Annotated in this window: 20 protein-coding genes; 10 read left to right on the plus strand and 10 right to left on the minus strand. The window is 64.1% G+C overall.

The window, feature by feature from the left end:
* Positions 1–491 precede the first annotated feature (491 nt).
* The 10 genes from ACNKFW_RS02020 to ACNKFW_RS02065 all read right to left on the minus strand — a co-directional run bounded on the left by ACNKFW_RS02020 (position 492) and on the right by ACNKFW_RS02065 (position 11,344).
* The gene (locus ACNKFW_RS02020; RefSeq protein WP_036744552.1) at positions 492–1,523 is read right to left on the minus strand and encodes a DUF4268 domain-containing protein; all 1,032 of its coding nucleotides are present in this window, start codon (positions 1,521–1,523) and stop codon (positions 492–494) included.
* A 13-nt stretch (positions 1,524–1,536) separates the two neighbouring features.
* Positions 1,537–4,500 carry a type I restriction endonuclease subunit R gene (locus ACNKFW_RS02025; RefSeq protein WP_418024664.1) on the minus strand — a complete coding sequence of 988 codons (2,964 nt, stop codon included), beginning with the start codon at positions 4,498–4,500 and terminating at the stop codon, positions 1,537–1,539.
* Positions 4,497–5,699, minus strand: a complete 1,203-nt coding sequence (locus ACNKFW_RS02030) for a restriction endonuclease subunit S (RefSeq protein WP_418024665.1) — start codon at positions 5,697–5,699, stop codon at positions 4,497–4,499. Before ACNKFW_RS02030 ends, ACNKFW_RS02025 begins: the two co-directional genes overlap by 4 nt.
* Positions 5,692–7,194: a type I restriction-modification system subunit M gene (locus ACNKFW_RS02035; protein WP_418024666.1), complete on the minus strand. Its 1,503-nt coding sequence runs from the start codon at positions 7,192–7,194 to the stop codon at positions 5,692–5,694. Before ACNKFW_RS02035 ends, ACNKFW_RS02030 begins: the two co-directional genes overlap by 8 nt.
* Positions 7,191–8,702, minus strand: coding sequence for an N-6 DNA methylase (locus ACNKFW_RS02040; RefSeq protein WP_418024667.1), 1,512 nt, complete (start codon positions 8,700–8,702; stop codon positions 7,191–7,193). The genes ACNKFW_RS02035 and ACNKFW_RS02040 overlap by 4 nt, the downstream gene beginning before the upstream one ends.
* Complete coding sequence (locus ACNKFW_RS02045) at positions 8,699–8,896, minus strand: type II toxin-antitoxin system Phd/YefM family antitoxin (protein ID WP_230377246.1); 198 nt, start codon at positions 8,894–8,896, stop codon at positions 8,699–8,701. Before ACNKFW_RS02045 ends, ACNKFW_RS02040 begins: the two co-directional genes overlap by 4 nt.
* A 90-nt stretch (positions 8,897–8,986) precedes the next feature.
* Entirely contained in the window at positions 8,987–9,376 is a 390-nt protein-coding gene (locus tag ACNKFW_RS02050; RefSeq protein WP_418024668.1) for a hypothetical protein, read from the minus strand.
* Positions 9,373–10,692, minus strand: coding sequence for a recombinase family protein (locus ACNKFW_RS02055; protein WP_418024669.1), 1,320 nt, complete (start codon positions 10,690–10,692; stop codon positions 9,373–9,375). Before ACNKFW_RS02055 ends, ACNKFW_RS02050 begins: the two co-directional genes overlap by 4 nt.
* Positions 10,689–11,144, minus strand: coding sequence for a DUF2924 domain-containing protein (locus ACNKFW_RS02060; protein ID WP_418024670.1), 456 nt, complete (start codon positions 11,142–11,144; stop codon positions 10,689–10,691). Before ACNKFW_RS02060 ends, ACNKFW_RS02055 begins: the two co-directional genes overlap by 4 nt.
* A complete protein-coding gene (locus tag ACNKFW_RS02065; RefSeq protein ID WP_418024671.1) occupies positions 11,141–11,344 on the minus strand; it encodes a hypothetical protein in 204 nt (67 codons plus the stop codon). Before ACNKFW_RS02065 ends, ACNKFW_RS02060 begins: the two co-directional genes overlap by 4 nt.
* Before the next feature lie 160 nt (positions 11,345–11,504).
* Between ACNKFW_RS02065 and ACNKFW_RS02070 the strand changes: the two genes are divergently transcribed.
* The 10 genes from ACNKFW_RS02070 to ACNKFW_RS02115 all read left to right on the plus strand — a co-directional run bounded on the left by ACNKFW_RS02070 (position 11,505) and on the right by ACNKFW_RS02115 (position 18,031).
* Entirely contained in the window at positions 11,505–12,743 is a 1,239-nt protein-coding gene (locus ACNKFW_RS02070; protein ID WP_418024672.1) for a hypothetical protein, read from the plus strand.
* Complete coding sequence (locus ACNKFW_RS02075) at positions 12,712–13,641, plus strand: hypothetical protein (RefSeq protein WP_418024673.1); 930 nt, start codon at positions 12,712–12,714, stop codon at positions 13,639–13,641. Before ACNKFW_RS02070 ends, ACNKFW_RS02075 begins: the two co-directional genes overlap by 32 nt.
* Before the next feature lie 108 nt (positions 13,642–13,749).
* Positions 13,750–14,343, plus strand: a complete 594-nt coding sequence (locus ACNKFW_RS02080) for a hypothetical protein (protein ID WP_418024674.1) — start codon at positions 13,750–13,752, stop codon at positions 14,341–14,343.
* A 13-nt stretch (positions 14,344–14,356) separates the two neighbouring features.
* Positions 14,357–14,713 carry a hypothetical protein gene (locus ACNKFW_RS02085; RefSeq protein ID WP_418024675.1) on the plus strand — a complete coding sequence of 119 codons (357 nt, stop codon included), beginning with the start codon at positions 14,357–14,359 and terminating at the stop codon, positions 14,711–14,713.
* Positions 14,714–14,811: 98 nt separating this feature from the next.
* Complete coding sequence (locus ACNKFW_RS02090) at positions 14,812–15,105, plus strand: hypothetical protein (protein ID WP_418024676.1); 294 nt, start codon at positions 14,812–14,814, stop codon at positions 15,103–15,105.
* Complete coding sequence (locus ACNKFW_RS02095) at positions 15,105–15,623, plus strand: hypothetical protein (RefSeq protein ID WP_418024677.1); 519 nt, start codon at positions 15,105–15,107, stop codon at positions 15,621–15,623. Before ACNKFW_RS02090 ends, ACNKFW_RS02095 begins: the two co-directional genes overlap by 1 nt.
* Before the next feature lie 100 nt (positions 15,624–15,723).
* Entirely contained in the window at positions 15,724–16,581 is an 858-nt protein-coding gene (locus tag ACNKFW_RS02100; RefSeq protein ID WP_418024678.1) for an ATP-binding protein, read from the plus strand.
* Positions 16,582–16,600: 19 nt separating this feature from the next.
* The gene (locus tag ACNKFW_RS02105) at positions 16,601–17,350 is read left to right on the plus strand and encodes a hypothetical protein (RefSeq protein WP_418024679.1); all 750 of its coding nucleotides are present in this window, start codon (positions 16,601–16,603) and stop codon (positions 17,348–17,350) included.
* 82 nt (positions 17,351–17,432) lie between these two features.
* Positions 17,433–17,663, plus strand: coding sequence for a hypothetical protein (locus ACNKFW_RS02110; RefSeq protein ID WP_418024680.1), 231 nt, complete (start codon positions 17,433–17,435; stop codon positions 17,661–17,663).
* A 140-nt stretch (positions 17,664–17,803) separates the two neighbouring features.
* A complete protein-coding gene (locus ACNKFW_RS02115) occupies positions 17,804–18,031 on the plus strand; it encodes a DUF6511 domain-containing protein (RefSeq protein ID WP_418024681.1) in 228 nt (75 codons plus the stop codon).
* Positions 18,032–18,040: the final 9 nt, after the last annotated feature.

The raw sequence follows: 18,040 nt of genomic DNA on the forward strand, positions 1-18,040 counted from the left end.
CGTCATAGGTGGTGGCGGCGAGGCGGGCGGACCCTCGGGTCTTCTGTAGCGGCTTCCAGCGGAGAGACTGGAAGGCGCTAGCTGTGCAATCATCTCCCAACCGGTCGCCAAAGTACCTTGTGGCCACTCAAACCAATAGCGACATCAAAAATATCAATTACTTTTGGGACGGAGAAGGTTGGATATCAGGCCCATCCCCTCCGCCACTTGCCTTCGCGAAAGTGTTCTCCCGATCCGGCTCCGGCCGGATTTTTCCGTTGTTTTCGAGGGTTATGCGGGATGGGCTGAGCACCGGCGTCGGCGCCAGGCGGCCCGGAAGTGGTCTCTCGGGGTCGATATTCTCCGGACCTGTTGCCTGCACGGTTTTGGTGAAATTTTCACAAGCAATTGAATTTAAGCTATTTTATCGAACGGCGTGCTCAACTCTTGGATTTCAGGGTTGCGCCCCCAGAAGGAACACAAACCGAACTCTGCCAGCGATTCACACCCATCTAACCGTCAAGCTGAGTGGTTCCGACCGAAACGTTGACCTCGCCATCTTGCTTCCAGTCTTCAGCATCCAGATCACGCACACGAGCCAGAAAAACTCTGTGGAAGTCGTTGATCTTGGAGGTTAGCCACTCGTGCTGGCGGTGCCAGTCTCGCTCGTCTTCCGGATCGACATCCGTCATGTAGACCGAGATACGGCAATCGCGCCGCGTGGGAAGCTCCTCCCACTCGAGGGGATAGCCAAGTTCTTGCTCGATGGCTTGCTGCTGTTCGTGGAGTAGGTGGAAGAAGGCCTTCGCCTGGTCACCCGCGATGTATAGTTCCGTCCTAATCTGTCGCTTGGGGCGGATCATTACCGCTCCAAGGTTGAAGCCGGTCCGACCGATCGAGTAGCCCATCCACGACTGTGGCTGCGGCTTACGGCCACCGGAAACGGCGCCTGCAGCTTGGTCAAGCGCCTGATGAAAGGCGCCCCAATAGGCCCGCTGTTTCACCCGCGTGTCGGACAGTTCAGCTTCGTCGATGGCTCTCGCGGCCTGCGCGACCGAGCGAGACCAGTCGTTCGGCTTGGAAACGATGTTGAACTTGGGTGCAGCGGGCGAGTCCGCGATCCTCCACAGCTCAACCTCCAATCCGAAGAACCGGAAGCTCTCGTCTGTGATCTTGTTGAGCCAGTCGAGTGTCGAACGATGCTCTTCTGTGAATCTGGCCGCAATCCATACAATTGTCACGGCTTCCAGCCCCGAGGCATACGTCAGGAGCTGCCCCAGGTGACTGTGGTCCGTGCGTTCAAGCTGGTTCTCGACGAGCACCCAAGCACCGGTTCCGATGTCCTTGCACAGGATGTCGGCCCGAAAAGGCCCAACGGCCTTCTCCTGTGCTTCCAACTCGAGATCAATGCCGAGCGCTTCGCCCAATACCGTCAGGTTTTCTTCTCGCGCCAACCACGGGGTGAAGTCACTGGACTCGCTCGTCCAGATATTCCGGAGATCGACACGGGTCAGTCGACCGAGAACATGCTTGGAAGTAGCCATCTCCTATAAGTCCTCAATAATATTCACGAATATACCCGTACGCCTTCTCGAACAGCTCTGCGTCCTGGTGCAGCTTGTAGCGGAATAGGGTCTGGCGAAGCGCTTTCTTGACCTCGCGTTCACCCGCGTGCGTGGCTTGCCAGCCGTCGAACCGGACCGCGCGCACGATCTCGTCGATATCGTCCACGACCCGCTTGACCATCACAGGCGTGTCGCCGTTCCGTGCTTCCTCGAACAGTTCGGTCAACGCCGCCTTGCCCCGGTTGATGTCCTCTTCCTCTGGCGTCTCGCGCTCGGTCTTCACCACGTCTTTCGCCAGCGCCAGAAGCTCCTTCAGGAAGTCGATCGACAGCAGGAGACCCTGCTGATGCCGGTTCTTCAGGTCCTCCAGGCGCTCGCCCAGCGCCTTGAACTTCGGGTTCCCGGCGTGCTTCCGAAGGCGACCCGCCAGCTTGACCGAGATTTCCTTGGCCTTCTTTTCCGGGTCAGGGTTGCCGAGGACCGCTTCGAGCAGTTCAGCATCCAGAACCAGTGTATCGAGGTCGTCGCGGACCGCGTCCACATGGACGTTCTCGTGGATCAGCTCGATGGTCTTGGCGCCCAGCCGATGCCAAAGCAGCCGCCCTGTGCCGCTGGAGGGCTTCAGGGATTCATAGACCTGCGCCAGCCAGCGATAGTCGGTCTCGTACTGCGTCAGCACCGGATCAGGCGACAGCGCCTCCCATATGCGCGCCAGCACGCTAAAATCGGCCGCAAAGGCGTCCCGCAGGTCGTTGTTCGGGATGCACTCCTGCGCGGCGATCAGGCCCTCGTAGCCAGTCAGGCTTCGGTCTACGCCCGCGAAATAGGCGAGGCACTTCTGCAGGGCGGTCGGCAGGGCGTTGATCAGCTCGGCGATGTTCGACACCGCCTTTTGCACGCCCTCCTCGTCGAATTTCAGCGCCTGCGCCACGTCGTCGAATATGCCGAGGTAGTCGACGATCAGGCCATGCGTCTTCTGCTCGCCATAGGGACGGTTCGTCCGGCAGATCGCCTGCAAGAGCGTGTGGTCGCGCAGCGGCTTGTCGAGATACATCGTCTGCAGGATCGGCGCATCAAAGCCGGTCAGCAGCTTTGACGTCACGATGATGATCTTCAGCGGGTCCTTCGGGTCGCGGAACCGGTCGAGCAGCTTTTCCTCGGCATCGCGGTCGCGCTTAAAGGCCGCATATTCGGGCTCGCCGCTGTTGACCGAGATCACTACGTCCGAAACCTCGGGCGGCAAGTGGCGGTCGAGTTCCTGCTTATAGAGCAGACAGCTTTCGCGGTCGAAGGTCACCACCTGCGCGCCAAAGCCGTTCGGGGCGACCTTCTCCTGGAAGTGCTTGGCGATGTCGCCGCAAATCGCGCGGATGCGTTCGGGCGCCTTGACCAAGATCGACATCTTGGCAGCGGCCTTGCCCAGCCGATCCCGGTCCTCGTCGGTCAGACCCTGCGTCAGCTCGGCATAGGCCTCCTCGATGGCCTTCTGGTCGATGTGCAAGTCCACCAGCCGCGGCTCGAAATGCAGCTCCTTCGTCGCCCCGTCGCGGATGGAGTCGTTCAGGCCGTAGCGGCTCATGTAGCCGCCTTCGTCCGTGTCGGCACCGAAGGCGTAGAAGGTGTTCTTGTCGGCGCGGTTGATGGGCGTGCCGGTCAGGCCGAACAGGAACGCGTTCGGCAGCGCCTCGCGCATCTTGCGGCCCAGATCGCCTTCCTGCGTGCGGTGCGCCTCGTCCACCAGCACGATGATGTTATCGCGGTCGTTCAGCACGCCGTCGGCCTCGGCGAACTTGTGGATCGTGGTGATCACCACCTTCCGCGCGTCCTTGCCCAGCAGATCGGCGAGTTCCTTGCGACTTTCCGTGCGCACCATGTTGGCCATGTCGGCTGCATAGAAGGTGCCAGAGATCTGGCTGTCCAGGTCGATCCGGTCCACCACGATGAGCACCGTGGGGTTCTTCAGCGCCGGGTGCAGTCGCAGCTTGCGCGCAGCGAACAGCATCAGCAGCGATTTGCCCGACCCCTGGAAGTGCCAGATCAGCCCCTTGCGCGGCTGGCCCGCCACGACCCGCGCGACGATCTTGTTGACGCCGTCCACCTGCTGATAGCGGGCAATGATCTTGATGCGGTGCTTGCCCTTCTGCGTGGCAAAGGCAGTGAAGCTGTCGAGCATGTCGAGCACCATCGCCGGGCGCAGCATCGAGGTGGCGGCCTTTTCCACCTCGCCCAGCGATTGCTTGCCATCGCCGTCGCGCCAAGGGCCCCACAGATCGACCGGCATCCGGATCGAGCCGTAGCGGAACTCCTTACCCTCGGTCGCCACGGAAAAGACGTTGGGCACGAACAGCTCCGGCACGTTCCGCTCATAGTCGTCATGCACCTGCAACGCGGCGTCGAGCCAGCTTTGGCTGGACCGCACCGGCGTCTTGGCCTCGATCAGGACCAGCGGAATGCCGTTGACCAGCAGCATCAGATCGGCGCGCTTTTCGGTCTTGCCCGCCCGGATGGTGAACTGCTGGGTGACGACGAAGCTGTTCTTCTCGATGTCGTCAAAGTCGATCAGCCGGATGGTGACGTGTTCGCCATTCGCGCCGAAGGGCATCGAGCGTTCGCCCAGCAGCCACGCGGCAAATTCCTCGTTTGCCTTCACCAACCCGTCCGACCGCGCGCCCATGACGATGGCGCGCAGACGGTAGAGCACGTCATCGGCCCGGCCGGGGTTTGCGGCGATGTCGGGGTTCAGGCGGATCAGGGCGTCGCGCAGATGGGGTTCGACCAGCACCTCTTGCGGCTGGCGGGGAAGGTCGGCGGGGGCGACGTAATGCCAGCCGAGGCCCGCGACCCTGCCGCCCGTGCGGGCGAAGCCGATGGAGAGTTGCGCCGGGCGGGCCGAGGCCGCACCCGCGAGAAGGTCGCGCAGATGGGCTTCGACGGTGTTGGCTTCGGTGAAGGTCATACGCTGACCTCTTCGTCTTGCGTCAAATCGAACAACCTCGCGCGGTCAAGCATCGCGGAAGCCAGCCGTGACTGCGCTCCGTCGAGTTGCGCATCGATTGCCCTGCCTGTTGAGATCACCGCTTCCTGTTCTTCGGCCTCAAGTTTGGGCACGCAGAATGGTGCAAGATGCTGCCAGAACAAGTGTTTGATCTTGCTACCTTCGCACATACGAACCGCATGGTTCTGGAAGCGCGAGCTTTGCAGGACGCGGAAAATGAATTCGGGACTGAAATCCTCCGAAAAACCCTGAAACCGCCCGATGCGCTGATTCAGCAAGGAACGATCACCTTCACGGGCAAGACACACGCGGCCCATGAATCCTTCTTCAAGCGACTGGGCCGTTAGATTGATGACCACATCGCCAGCGTCCACAACAAAGGCCGCCGCTTCGGCCTCAAATCGCGCTGGAAGGCATACAGTCGCGCCATCATCCCATTTGAAGTATCCATTGACGCCAAGGTTGCCCGGTCGCAGCAGTCGGGGCCCTTGGCGCTGGTATTCATCACCGGGGAACGGTCGCCCATTCTGCATTTCGCAGATTTCACCGAGCGGCACGAATGGTCGGTGCGAGATGCGCGAAAAGTGATCGATGGTGGCCTGGCGCAGAATCTTCGCAGCTGCCACCACACTTCGAAGAGCTTCAGTCGTCGCCTCTGCTCCCTTCAAAAGGTCCACCATCCGCGCTTGCTCCTGGATCGGCGGCAGCTGGAACTCGAAGGCTTCTAGGTCCGAGAAGTTGATGTAGGGGTTCACCGAACCCTTCGAATGCTTGATCGAATAACTGTGGAACGCCTCGGTCTGCATCAGGAAGGGCAGCAGGTCGGGCATCAGCCGGGTGGGGTCTTTCGTCTCAAGCACGAAGGTCGTGTTCGCCGTGATCCCCTCGAAATCCGCCAGCGCCACCTTGCGCAGATAAGTCCGACGCGACCCGTAAAGCACATGCCCCGGCTTGAACCGCATGTGGAAGGCGGGGCCGAGGTAGTCATCCCCGATCAGGCCCCAGCGCCGGATGCGCAGATCGTCGGTGTCCATGTGTTCCCCGGCGACATAGCGTTCCAGCCCGGAGTCCCACGGATCGACCTTGTCGTTAACCTTGCGCACCACGTCGCCAAAGGCCACGCGCGTCCACCCCGCCCTTGAAATCAGCCGCTCAAGCATCGGCATCCTCCGCAGGCGTCAGGCCATCGAGCATGTCCACCAGCGCGTCCATGCCCGACCAGAAGTCTCGCCCGTCCTCATCAAACGACGCCCAGGTCGCCGCCAGCGTAGCACCGCCACCCGCCACCGCCGCTTTGGGCCGCTTCACATAGCGGGCAATCGACAGGTTCCCGTAGGCCGCCAGCACATCGGCCACCTCCGCCACCGCGGCAAAGCCGGGATCATCGGCAAAGGCATGATAGGCTGACAGGATGCGTGCCTGATGATCGGGGCGGAGAAAGCTTTGCGCCCGCTCACGCGCAATCTCAGCCACCGCGTCGATGAACAGGATGCGCCCCTTGCGCGCCTCGGGTTTCTGCGACCGGCAGATCACCACGCAGGCCTCCATCGGCGAGTTGTAGAACAGCCCTGGCCCCAGCCCCAGCACGCATTCGACCCGGTCGGATTCCACCAGCCTGCGCCGCATCTCGGCCTCTTCATTGCGGAACAGCACGCCGTGCGGAAACAGGATCGCGCAGCGCCCGGTCTTGGGGTGCATCGACGACAGGATGTGCTGGAAGAAGGCGTAATCCGCCCGCCCCTGCGGCGGGGTGCCAAGGAAGTTGCGCCCCCAGGCATCCTGCTCCCACGCGCCGCGGTTCCATTTCTTGATGGAATAGGGCGGGTTGGCGAGGACCACGTCGAAGGTGCGCAGCCGGTCGCCCTGCACGAAGGCGGGCGTGGCCAGCGTGTTGCCGCTGGCGATGTGGAAATCGTCGACGCCATGGATGACCAGGTTCATCCGCGCGATGGCTGCGGTGATGGTGATCAGCTCTTGCCCGTAAAGACCGGTAGTGCGGATATCGCCCCCGCGCCGCTTCACCTCGGCCAGGCACGAGATCAGCATGCCGCCGGTGCCGCAGGTCGGGTCATAGATGCTTTCGCCCGGCTGCGGCTCCAGCATCTGCGCCATCAGATGCACGAGGGTGCGGTTGGTATAGAACTCCTGCGCGGTGTGGCCGCTGTCGTCGGCGAATTTCTTGATCAGGTATTCGTAGCCATTGCCAAGCTCATCCTCGGGCACGGCGGCGAGCGTGAGGTCGTGCTTCGAGAAATGCTCGATCAGGTTCTTGAGCGTGCTGTCGGGCATCTGGGCCTTGTCGGTCCAGTTGGCGTTGCCGAAGACGCCCTGCAGGCGTTCGGGGTTGGCGGCCTCGATAGCCAGGAACGCCGACAGCAGCGCCCGGCCGACATCGCGCGGTGCTGCGCGCACGTCGTTCCAATGCGCGCCTTCGGGGATCACGAAGCGGTCGTTGGCGGTGGCGGTGGCATAGCCCTCGTCACCGGTTTCATCGAGGGCGTCCTGATAATCCCCATCCCAGACGTCGGACAGGCGTTTGAAGAACAACAGCGGGAAGATGTATTGCTTGTAATCGCTGGCATCGATGAGGCCGCGCAGCAAGGTGGCGGCACCCCAGAGATAGCTTTCGAGTTCGCGCTGGGTTAGCCCGCTCATTGTAGCCACCCTCCTTCGACCAGCACCTTGCGCAGGTGGTCCTCGGCCGCCCGAGCGTCGGCCAGCGCGGTCTTGAACGCCTGGACGGCTTCGGGGAGCGGCGGGATGTCCTGGCCGATGGGCGGCAGGACGTAACGCGAGATGTTCAGCGTCCAGCCTTCCTTCTTGATCTCGTCCAGCGTCGCCACCTTGGCACGATCCTCGACATCCTCGAATGCGCGGTACCAGGCGACGATCTGGTTGCTGTGCTCCTGATCGAGGAAGTTCTGCGCCCGGCCTTTGCAGAACAGGCTCGAGGCGTCGATGATCAGGACCTTGTTCTTGCGGGCCTCGGGCTTCTTGCGGCGCAGGATGACGACGCATCCGGCCAGCTGCGTGCCGTAGAACAGGTTCGGCGCAAGGCCGATCACCGCCTCGACCATGTCATTTTCCAGCAGGGCCTGCCGGATCGAGCCTTCGGCAGACTTCCGAAACAGCGCGCCCTGCGGCAGGACGACGGCCATGCGGCTGTTCCCGGTGGGCGCCATCGACGCGATCATGTGCTGGACGAAGGCATAGTCGCCGTAGCTTTCGGGCGGGATGCCGTACTGGGCCCGGCCCCAAGGATCGGCCTCCCACAGGTCACGGCCCCATTCCTTGAGCGAGAACGGTGGGTTCGCGATGACGCAGTCGAAGGTGGCAAGGCCGCCGGTGCTGGAATCCGTGAAGGCCGGGTTCCGCAACGTGTCCTCACGGGCCACCTGGAAGTCCTCGATCCCGTGCAGGACGAGGTTCATCCGGGCGATCGCGGCCGTGGTCAGGTTCTTCTCTTGGCCGTAGATCTTGCCGTAGAAGGTGCGCGGGTCGCCGCCCTTGCGCATGACATGCTCGATAGCCCCGAGCAGCATGCCGCCCGTGCCACAGGCGGGATCGTAGATGCTTTCACTTTCCTTGGGGTCGAGGATTTCGACCATCATGCGCACGACGCTACGCGGCGTGTAGAACTCGCCCGCCTTGTTGCGGCGGGTGACGTCAGCAAACTTGCCCACCAAATATTCGTAGGCGTCGCCCAGCACGTCAGTGCTGACGGTGGTGTTGCCGAGCCCGATCTCAGAGAACCCCTCGATCAGATCCTTCAGCAACTCGTCGGAGAACTTCTCCTTGTTGCCCCAGTCCGCCGAACCAAACACGCGGAACAGCGTGTCCGGATTGGCCCGCTCGATTTCCTGCATGGCCTTCTGCAGGGCCGCGCCGACGTTGGCCGGAACTTCTCTGATGTCGTTCCAGTGACAGTCTTCGGGCAACACGAAACGGTGCACCTCCGGAAACAGGGAGGGGTCCGCTTCGCCGTAGATCTCACGAGCCTCAGCCGTCTCTTCGTCCCAGACGTCGGAGATGCGCTTGAAGAACAGCAAAGGAAGAATGTAGCCCTTCCAGTCGGTACGATCGACTGCGGAGCCGCGAAGAGTATTCGCGGCGTCCCACATCGCAGATTTCAATTGTAAACCATTGTTCAACGAATCGTTCATTCTTCACTCTGAGTGCCGCCGGGGGCCTTGGGGGCTGCGCTTGCCTCTACCGCCTTCAGCCGTTCATATTCCTCGACGGCCAACACGACGACGACAGGCCGCCCGTGCTTGGCCACCGCCACCGGTTCGGTACGAGCCAGATCGATCAACCGTCCAAAGCCGTATTTCGCGTCTTTCGCGCTTAGGGTCTGCATTCGTCTCCCCGCCTACGCCTTCGCCACTTTTGGCCAATTTGGCCCAATGAAGCAATAGCCGCAGTGGCGTGAGATTGTGCAGCGAGGTGTTCAGGTGCCGGAGAAGAAGTGCTTCTGCTCGATCCAGCTGAGCGGGAACGGGTCCATAAGGCCCGCAAGTGTAATGGCATCGTTCTGTCGTCCGTCGAGAACCGCCTCAATGATGCCAGGCTCAAGCTGCGTCAGGCGCAGGATGCGCGTCATATAGGACGTCGCGATCCCCTCGCGCTCGGCCAGTTCGGCGATGGTGGCGAACTCACCCGACTCGAGCATCAGCTTCCAGCGGAAGGCGCGGGCCAGCGCCTTGACCAGCGTGTTGTCCGCCTTGCGGTCTGGCCGGAAACCATCGGGCAGGTGCATTTCCTTGCGCCCGCCGCGCTTCACGACGCGGAACGGTACGTGGAGGGTCACCGTCTCGGGGATCGGAGCCCGGCGGGTCATGCAGCTCCTCCGATGCCGCCGGCCAGCATCTCGCGCGCGAGGCCATAAAGGCCGTCCACGCGCAGCCGGACGTTCAAGCCTCCCACGCCGATCTCGACCCGCTCCACCGACAGCGCTACGATGCGCGCCTGCTCGGCAGGGAATAGCTCGTCCCACAGCGGGTCGAGCTGCTGCAGGGCTGCTCGGGCGTCGGTTTCGGTGATGTTGGCGTGGGCACGCGCTGCCTTCCACGTGCCCGCGATAATCTCGGGCTGGCGGAAGACGGCACGCAGTTGGTCGAAGACGGCGGCCTCGATGTCGCCAGCAGGGACGCGGCCGATGGGACACGCCCCCGCGCCATGCTTCAGCACCGTCTGACTGACATAGTAGCGGTAGAGCCTGCCGCCCTTGCGGGTGTGTGTCGGCGAGAACGCGGCGCCGTCCGGGCCGAACAGCAGCCCCTTCAGCAGTGCGGGCGTCTCAGCGCGGGTGCGCGCGGCACGCTTGCGCGGGCTCTCCTGCAGGATGGCGTGGACGCGGTCCCACGTCTCGCGGTCGATGATGGCGTCGTGCTCGCCGGGGTAGCTGTCGCCCTTGTGCACCGCCTCGCCGATGTAGGCGCGGTTGCTGAGCATGCGGTAGAGGTACTTCTTGTCGATCCGGTTGCCGCGCGGCGTCCGGATGCCGCGTTTCGTGATCTCCCGCGCCAGTTCCGTACAGGACCCGATCTCGAGGAAGCGGGAGAAGATCCAGCGCACATGCGCGGCGGATTCATCGACCACCAGCTTCCGGTTCTCGACCCGGTAGCCGTAGGGCGGCACCCCGCCCATCCACATGCCCTTCTTGCGGCTGGCGGCGACCTTGTCGCGGATGCGCTCGGCCGTGACCTCGCGCTCGAACTGGGCGAAGCTGAGCAGGATGTTCAGCGTCAGCCGCCCCATGGAGGTGGTCGTGTTGAACGACTGCGTGACCGAGACGAAAGTGACGCCGTTCCGGTCGAACACCTCGACTAGCTTGGCGAAATCGGCCAGCGAGCGGCTGAGACGGTCGATCTTGTAGACCACGACGACATCGACCAGCCCGTCCTCAATGTCCTCCAGCAGCAGCTGAAGGCCGGGGCGGTCCAGCGTCCCGCCAGAGATGCCGCCGTCATCATATTGATCGCGGACGAGCACCCAGCCCTCGGATCGCTGGCTGGCGATGTAGGCTTCGCAGGCTTCGCGCTGGGCATGCAGGCTGTTGAATTCCTGCTCCAGCCCCTCCTCGGAGGATTTCCGGGTGTAGACCGCGCAGCGCAGCTTGCGGACTGCCTTGGTTTTTTCGGGCGGCTTTGTCATGTCCGTCCCCTGTGGTTCTTGAGCCCGAAGAAGACCCAGCCGTTCCAGCGCGTGCCGGTGATGGCCCGCGCGATGGCGGACAGCGACTTGTAGGGCCGCCCCTGCCACTCGAAGCCGTCAGCGGTGACAGTGACGATGTATTCGACGCCCTGCCATTCGCGCAGCAGCCGCGTGCCGGTGATCGGGTGGTCGCGGTCGAGGCGCATTCCGCGCTTCTTCTTGTCGCCGCCGTCCAGTTCCTCGCCCAGCCTTTCCAGCCGCCGGATGGTCTCGGGCTTCAGCCCGCCATAGGCGAGTTCCTGGATGCGGTAAGCCAGGCGGGATTCAAGGTAGCGCCGGTTGAACGGCGGCGGCTCGCTGTCGAACAACTCGCGCCACTGCTTTTTTAGCTCGGGCGTCGTCGTGGTCTTCAGCGCCGCCAGGCGCGCGGGGATGGGGTCGTGAGTCGTCATGCAGTCTCCGTTGGGTTCTGGGTTGCATGACGGCATCGGTCGGCCGGATAGTGTAGGCGAATTTCTCCAGTATCGTCAAAAGGTTCGCCGCGTTCGCGCAGCCGCAACCGGACCAGCCCGAGCGCCAGCAGGCCGCACAACTCGGCACGGCGTTCTGCGGCGGTCATCTGGTCGGGCGGCAGTGGATTGGGGCGTTTCATGCGAGCAAGTCCGTGTTGGCTTGCCCTGCCTCTACTCAGCCGCTCCGAGAAACGTCCCACAGGGAAAGATGGCGGTTATGCAAAAGCCCGGACTCGACTCATGGTTGATCCATCGGGTAGAACATAATCAGAACAGGCCGGCCGTTTGCGAGGTATTCCCGTGGGTTCCGATCTCAAGAAATTTGTTAATCCGAAGTTTCTCAAAACCATTGATCCGGCCCTGATGCGGGTTTTGTTCGTTCGGCACTTCGGCGAGGATGAACTGCCTGTGTCATTCGAGGGCGAGGCCCCAACCATTCGGGCAGCAATGGCGGCACATTTCGAAGGAACCGTTGCCGGCTGGAACGCCGGGATGGTCGCCGATTTGCATCGCGTTGCCGAGCTTGGAACCAGCGAGGGCATGCAGCTTATTCTGAACGAAGCCCGTCGTCGTGGCGTGGTTCTCTATCCCGAGCCCGACCCTGACGACGCCGAATCCGCGCCCATTCGCCATGATCCCAAACACGTCGCGCTGCACACCTATCTGCTGCATCACCGCGTTTTCGAGGCAGCAGCCGACTTCCACGCCCTTCGTGCGCCGACATCGCCCGCAGAGTTTCGCGGCCCAGAGCGAGACGTGGGTGCGGACTTGACCGAAGAAATGACCGAGGCTTTCAAGGCAGCGGTGATCAATCTGTTTTCGCAGGACCTGCAGGGTCAATATTGCCGCCTTGGGCCTTATGAGGAAGACGGCGAAATCAACCTGGTGATCAGCCACGGCGCGCAAGTGACCACAACGCCGGTGGTCACCGGGGATCGGGAAGAGATCATCACCCTTCGCGCGGTCAAATATGCGGTGCTTCGTTACTCCCCGGTGGAAGGGCGCCTGTTCGTGGGCGGCGTGGTCAAGGCGCAGCAAGGCGAGATCGCCGAGCTTTTCGCCCGGCATATCCTGAGGCGGCCAGGGTTCTTCTCGGGGCGGGACGCCCGCGATCTTTATACGCTCGATCCGATCAGCGATGCCGGGCCCGATTTCGCGTTCCAGCATCGCTATGACGAGACCATCAAGGAGGTCCGGATCGTTGCCGCCGCTGCTGACCTCTTCGAGCGGGATGAAGAGGATCAGCGCTGGCGGCATGTGCGCAGCTGGGAATCGAAGGACCCGTCCGGCGGCGCGCTGACCCATTTCCGGGGCAGCGAGGTGCGGTTCGGCCGGGGCTGGCGGTTGGGCGAGATCACCTTCCGGGTCGCCTTCGAAACGGGCGCAAAGCGGCCGGCACAAATTACGGTGCGGCTGAAGCCACCAGGGACGCTCGCCTTCCGCCGGACGCGGTTCGAAAAGGCGATCCACACGCTGGTTCAGCGCAATGGGCTCGAGAAGGACCGCGATGCTGACATGGTTGTGGACGCGGCTGAGTGAGGGCGGCGCCCGGGTCGCGATCTCGGGCCGGGCGCTGAGCCGTTTTCCCGCAAACGATATCGAGCGCCTCTTGCGGGCGCAGGTGCTGATCGAAGAGCGGAAGGTCGATACCTGGTCGGTCTGCGCCGAGTGCGACTGCGGGCTTGATGCTCGTCCCCTCGAACACTTCGACGACGCGTTCCGCGCTTGCTGCCCGCACGATCCGGCCGAAGACGTGATCCTTCAGAAAGACGATCTGCGCCGCTTTTCAGTCGACGTCGACAGGCTCGTGGCCCGGATTGCGGCCATCGGGAATCTTGGCGGCGCGGTCGCCCGCGTTGCGGACGGCCTCTGGCTATTGGGGGAGACCCCGTCCGGGCATGCCGTGGTCCTGTCATTAGATGCCGACACTCTGGTTGCGCCGGGCGCGGTGATGGCGATCAGGGCGGCCGTGGGGCCGAAGCCGATCATGGCAATCGTCCACGACCTTTCCGCAACAATCGCCGTCAGGCTGCGGGAGGTCGGAGTCGAGCCCCACGAAATTGCAGCGGTTTTCAAGGCGGGAACAGTTGGCACGGAACGCCTCGTCCTCGATCCGCCATCTTCAGTTCCGCGCCTTATCATGACGCTTTCGGCGCAATCGGTCACTCTCGACGGCCGTCGGCTCGACCTGCCGACTCAGATGTTCGCGCTGTTTCGTCTGCTGATCGAGCAATCCGTCAAGCGTGATCCAGTCCTGAAAAAGCAGGATATCGAGAGGCAGACCGGCCGTCCCGCCAATGAAATCGCCCGCGACCTGCGCAACGCGCTTATCTCCTCCGGCATGCCCGAGGCGCAGGCGAAATCGCTGGTCGCGACGGTTCGCGCGCGCGGCTATCGGCTCGGCCTTGCCCCCGCCGAAGTGGTCATCGAACCCTGAGGCCGTCCCACACAATCCGCACATAACAAACACACGGCAATCACACCGGCGGCTGCGGGCTGAGCGGCACATTCGGAACAACAGCAACATGTTCCGAGGTGCTCCCGAATGTTTCCGCCGATTTCCCCCGACGACCTTGCCACGCTGATCGACGAGGCAGCCATTGCCGCGCGCCGCCTGCATCGCAAGCTGATGCTGCCCGCCGCCGATCTCGACGATCTCCGCCAGGATCTGCTGGTCGACCTGATCTGCCGGCTGCCCGGCTTCGATGCGCGCCGTGGCAGCATCGGCGCCTTTGCCAACATCGTCTTGCGCAACCAATCCTCGCGCATCGCCATCCGCCATCATCGCCAGCGCAGGATGCAGGGCGGCATGGTGCTTTCGCTCGATGCCCCCGTTTCCGGCGGGACCGAACCGCTGGGCTGCTTGCTGGCGGAAGCCGATGGTCTGGCCGCCTTGTATGGGCAGGACCGCGCTGCCACGGACGACGCCGAGACCCACCACGATCTCGCCCGGGTGCTGGGTGGCCTGCCCGAGGAGGCCCGCGGGCTCTGCGCGGCACTTGGCACCTGCGCTGTCGCGGAGATCGTCGAACGCACCGGCACCTCCCGTTCCGCCCTCTACCGTCACATCGCGCGCCTGCGGCTCGACCTCGCCATGCGCGGGATCGCGGTCGAGTGGGACGGTTCGAAAGCAGCGTGAGTAGAGGACCGACATGGAGATGATCGTCATGCCCCTCACCGAATTCACGCCCGCAAAGGTCCGGCCGCTCACCGACATCGAGTTCTGCGCCTGGATCGGCCAGGCCATGCCGGGCGACCGGCTCGAATATCATCGCGGGTTTCTCGGGATCGATATCACGGCGGTGATTTCCACCTTGCCGGAACCGGAACGCCGCAGGCTCGGGGCGCTGGCCAGTGCCGCTCACCGCGCCTTCGAGGCCGCGCTGGTGCATCTGGTGCAGGTCCGCGTCGGCCCTGATCGCTTTGCGTACCTGGCCATCGCGCGGACCAAGCCGCGCCATGCGCCGATCCCGTTTTCCCAACTCATCGCGACAGAGGAGGCCGCCTGATGCGCGCCGCGCTTGCCTGGATCGGGGATCGGCTTCCGCCGTCCCTCTACTTCCTTCTGGCCGGAAATTCGGCCCCATCCCCCAACGGAGACCACGACATGATCGAGATCAACGGCCCGCTTGCGCGCCTGCGCAAGGCCTTCCGCAGCCTTGAGGATCTGCCGGAGGTGATCCCCGCCGCCTGGCGTCCCGGCGATGCTTCCGAACCGCTGCCCGTCGAGACCGCGAGTGTCGACGATATAGCCATTGCGATCGTCGCCGCAAATGCCGAACTCTCTGCGGCCATCCAGCGATGCTCGGCGTTGGAAAAGCTTCATCGTCTGGCGCGTGAAGCCGGGGCTGTCGGCACGGACCGCGCCGTGGATGCGGCCCTGAAACGGGAAGGGCGCTGATGGCCATGCCGTTCCCCAGCACCGATGCGCCGACCGAGGCACGCTTCGATAACGTGCCGAAGTTCGACGATCTCGACCGGCTGTCCATCGGCGAGATCGCCGACATGCCCGCTGCGCTGCTTCTTGCGCTGCAGGACGAAGCAGCGGCCGAGAGCGTCCGGGTCAAGCGCCTGAAGGACCGTTTTGAGGCGGCACTGGCGCAGCGTTATGGCGCCGCGACCGAGGCCGAGCGGTCTGCGCAGGGCAAGACCTCGGGCACGGTCCGGATCGAGGATACGGGCGTCGTGGTCATCGCGGACCTGCCGAAGAAGGTCACGTGGGATCAGGACCGGCTGGCCTCCATGGCAACCCGGATCCGCGAGGCCGGCGACGACCCGACCCAGTATCTCGAGATCGCCTATCGCGTGCCCGAACGCCGCTTCGGGGCCTGGCCCGACGCCATGCGCGAAGGCTTCGCATCCGCCCGGTCCGAGACCACCGGCAAACCCGTGTTCCGGCTCGAGACCCGAGACCGGTGACGCGCGGCGGCGGGACGCCCGAGCGGCAACGCTGGGCAGGTTCCCCTTCGGCACCCGGTCAACCCCGCCGCCGCGCCCTTTCAATCCTTCGGAGAACCCCATGGCCTTCCGCATCATCACCGCCGACGAACGCCTCTCGGCCGCCGAGAACAAGACCTCGCTCGCCATCTTCGGCCCGCCCGGCGTGGGCAAGACCACGCTGCTGAAATCCCTCCCTGCCGAGGAAACCGTCTGCCTCGACCTCGAGGCCGGGATGAAATCGGTGCAGGACTGGCGCGGCGCGTCGATCCCGGTGCGCAGCTTCACCGATTTCCGCGATCTTGCGGTGCTGATCGGCGGGCCGGACCCCGCGCAACATCCGCAGTCCTGGTACGGGACCGAACGGCACGCGTGGCTGCAGGCCCAGCACCGCGACAGCGGCATCGAGGCCTTCCTCGCTGCGCGCCGTATCGTCTTTGTCGACTCGATCACCGATCTGACCCGGCAGGCGATGGCCTATGCCCGCCAGCAGCCCGAGGCCTTCTCCGACCGGACCGGCAAGCCGGATGTCCGCGGTGCCTACGGGCTTCTGGGGCGCGAGGTCATCCAGGCCCTGAAGCACCTCCAGCATGCACGCGGCAAGACCGTGATCTTCGTCGGCGTGCTGGAAAAGGTGACCGACGATTTCGGCGCCGTCACCTGGCAGCCGCAGATGGAAGGCAGCAAGGCCGGGCGGGAATTGCCCGGCATCGTGGACCAGGTGGTGTCGATGCAGTTGTTCGCCCGTGATGCCGAAGGCGGCTGGGTGCTGGACGAGACCGCCACTGACCGCCGCCTTGTCTGCAAGTCGGGCAACCCCTGGGGCCTTCCCGCCAAGGACCGGTCCGGCCGCCTCGACCTGACCGAACCGCCCGACCTCGGCGCGCTGCTCGCGCGGATCGACGGCCGCGCCCCCCATCAATCCGCTTTCGCCTCCTGATCCCTGAAAGGACATGACCATGAGCTACGATCTGAACGATGCCCAGCCTCAGATGGCCCCCATCGGCGAGCTGATCCCGGACGGCACCTTCGCCAAGGTCCGCCTGACCATCCGCCCCGGCGGGGTGAATGGCGCAACCCCGATGGATGCGGGGCTGCTGAAGGCCTCGCAGTCCAGCGATGCGCGCATGCTCGACTGCGAATTCACGGTTGTCGAAGGCCCGCATGCCCGCCGCAAGTTCTGGCAGAGCTTCACCGTGGCAGGTGGAAAGCTCGACGAGAAAGGCCAGTCCATCGGCTGGAAGATCACGAAATCCACGTTTCGCGCCATGGTCGACAGCGCCCTCGGTCTCGATCCCCGCGACGAAACCCCGGCGACCAAGGCAAAGCGGGTGCTGCCGGGCCTCAAGCATCTCGACGGCATCGTCTTTGCCGCCCGCATCATGGTGGAGCCCGCGTCCAACCCGCAGTATCGCGACCAGAACCGCATCGCCAACGTCGTTCTGCCCGACGAGCCGCAGCATACGGCCGTCATGCGTGGTGAAACCGTCCCGCCGGAACCCGTCAACGCCCCGCCGCGCAAGGCCGCGAGCGTCGCGGCGCCGGGCTGGCAGGCGCCGACACCGGCATGGGGCGCGGCAGCGCAGCCCACTGCGACGGCCGCTCCGACCTGGGGTACGCAGACCGGACCCGCTGCACCGGCCACGCCCCAAACACCGGCACCCGCAGCACCGGGCACCCCGGCAATGCCCGCGTGGCTCAATGGCTGAGGCGCGGCGAAAGCGGCGGTCGGGTGGGTCGGCGCGATCCACCACCGCCGAGCCCGATGGTCATGGGCCGGCAGACCGGCCCATGACCCCCGACGAATGGCAGGCGCATGTGACGCGCGCCGCCGCGCTGGAGATTGGAACATGGCTCGAGGCCCGAGGAAGATTGCACCAACCCATCGCAAGCCTTACCCTCGGCGACCTCGAGGCCATGGCCAGCAACGCGATCTCGCGCTGGATCGTGATGCAGACCGAGAAGCTCCAGCGGGCGGGATGGCCGCTCGAAGACCCGATCGCGAATTTCTTGCTCGGGTAGCGCTCTGCGCCGTCTGCGCGCGGGAGGCCCGCGGCTTCGGCTACGTCCATCGGCTCCAGCACAACCGATTCCCATACCACCGCTTCTGCTCGCTCCGCTGTCAGGACGTGGGCAGCGCAATCGCCCAAAGGATGAATGGCATGATCGACAAGACCGCCCGCGAGGCACAGGCGATCCGCGACGCGCGGGCGCTCTTTGCCGAAGCGCTGACCGACCTCGGGCTCTTGGAGCCTTTCTTCCATCGCACGGCCGCGGATATCGACCGGCTGATCGAGGCGGCCGTCACCGGCTATGTCGACAGCATGTTGGCGCAAGGCGCGCGCAAGGAGCGCACCGGCACGGCCCATGACGATCCGGTTCCGTTCTGAGGAGGCCGC

This window comes from Paracoccus sp. TD-10, assembly GCF_048270675.1.
Classification (GTDB): Bacteria; Pseudomonadota; Alphaproteobacteria; order Rhodobacterales; family Rhodobacteraceae; genus Paracoccus; species Paracoccus pantotrophus.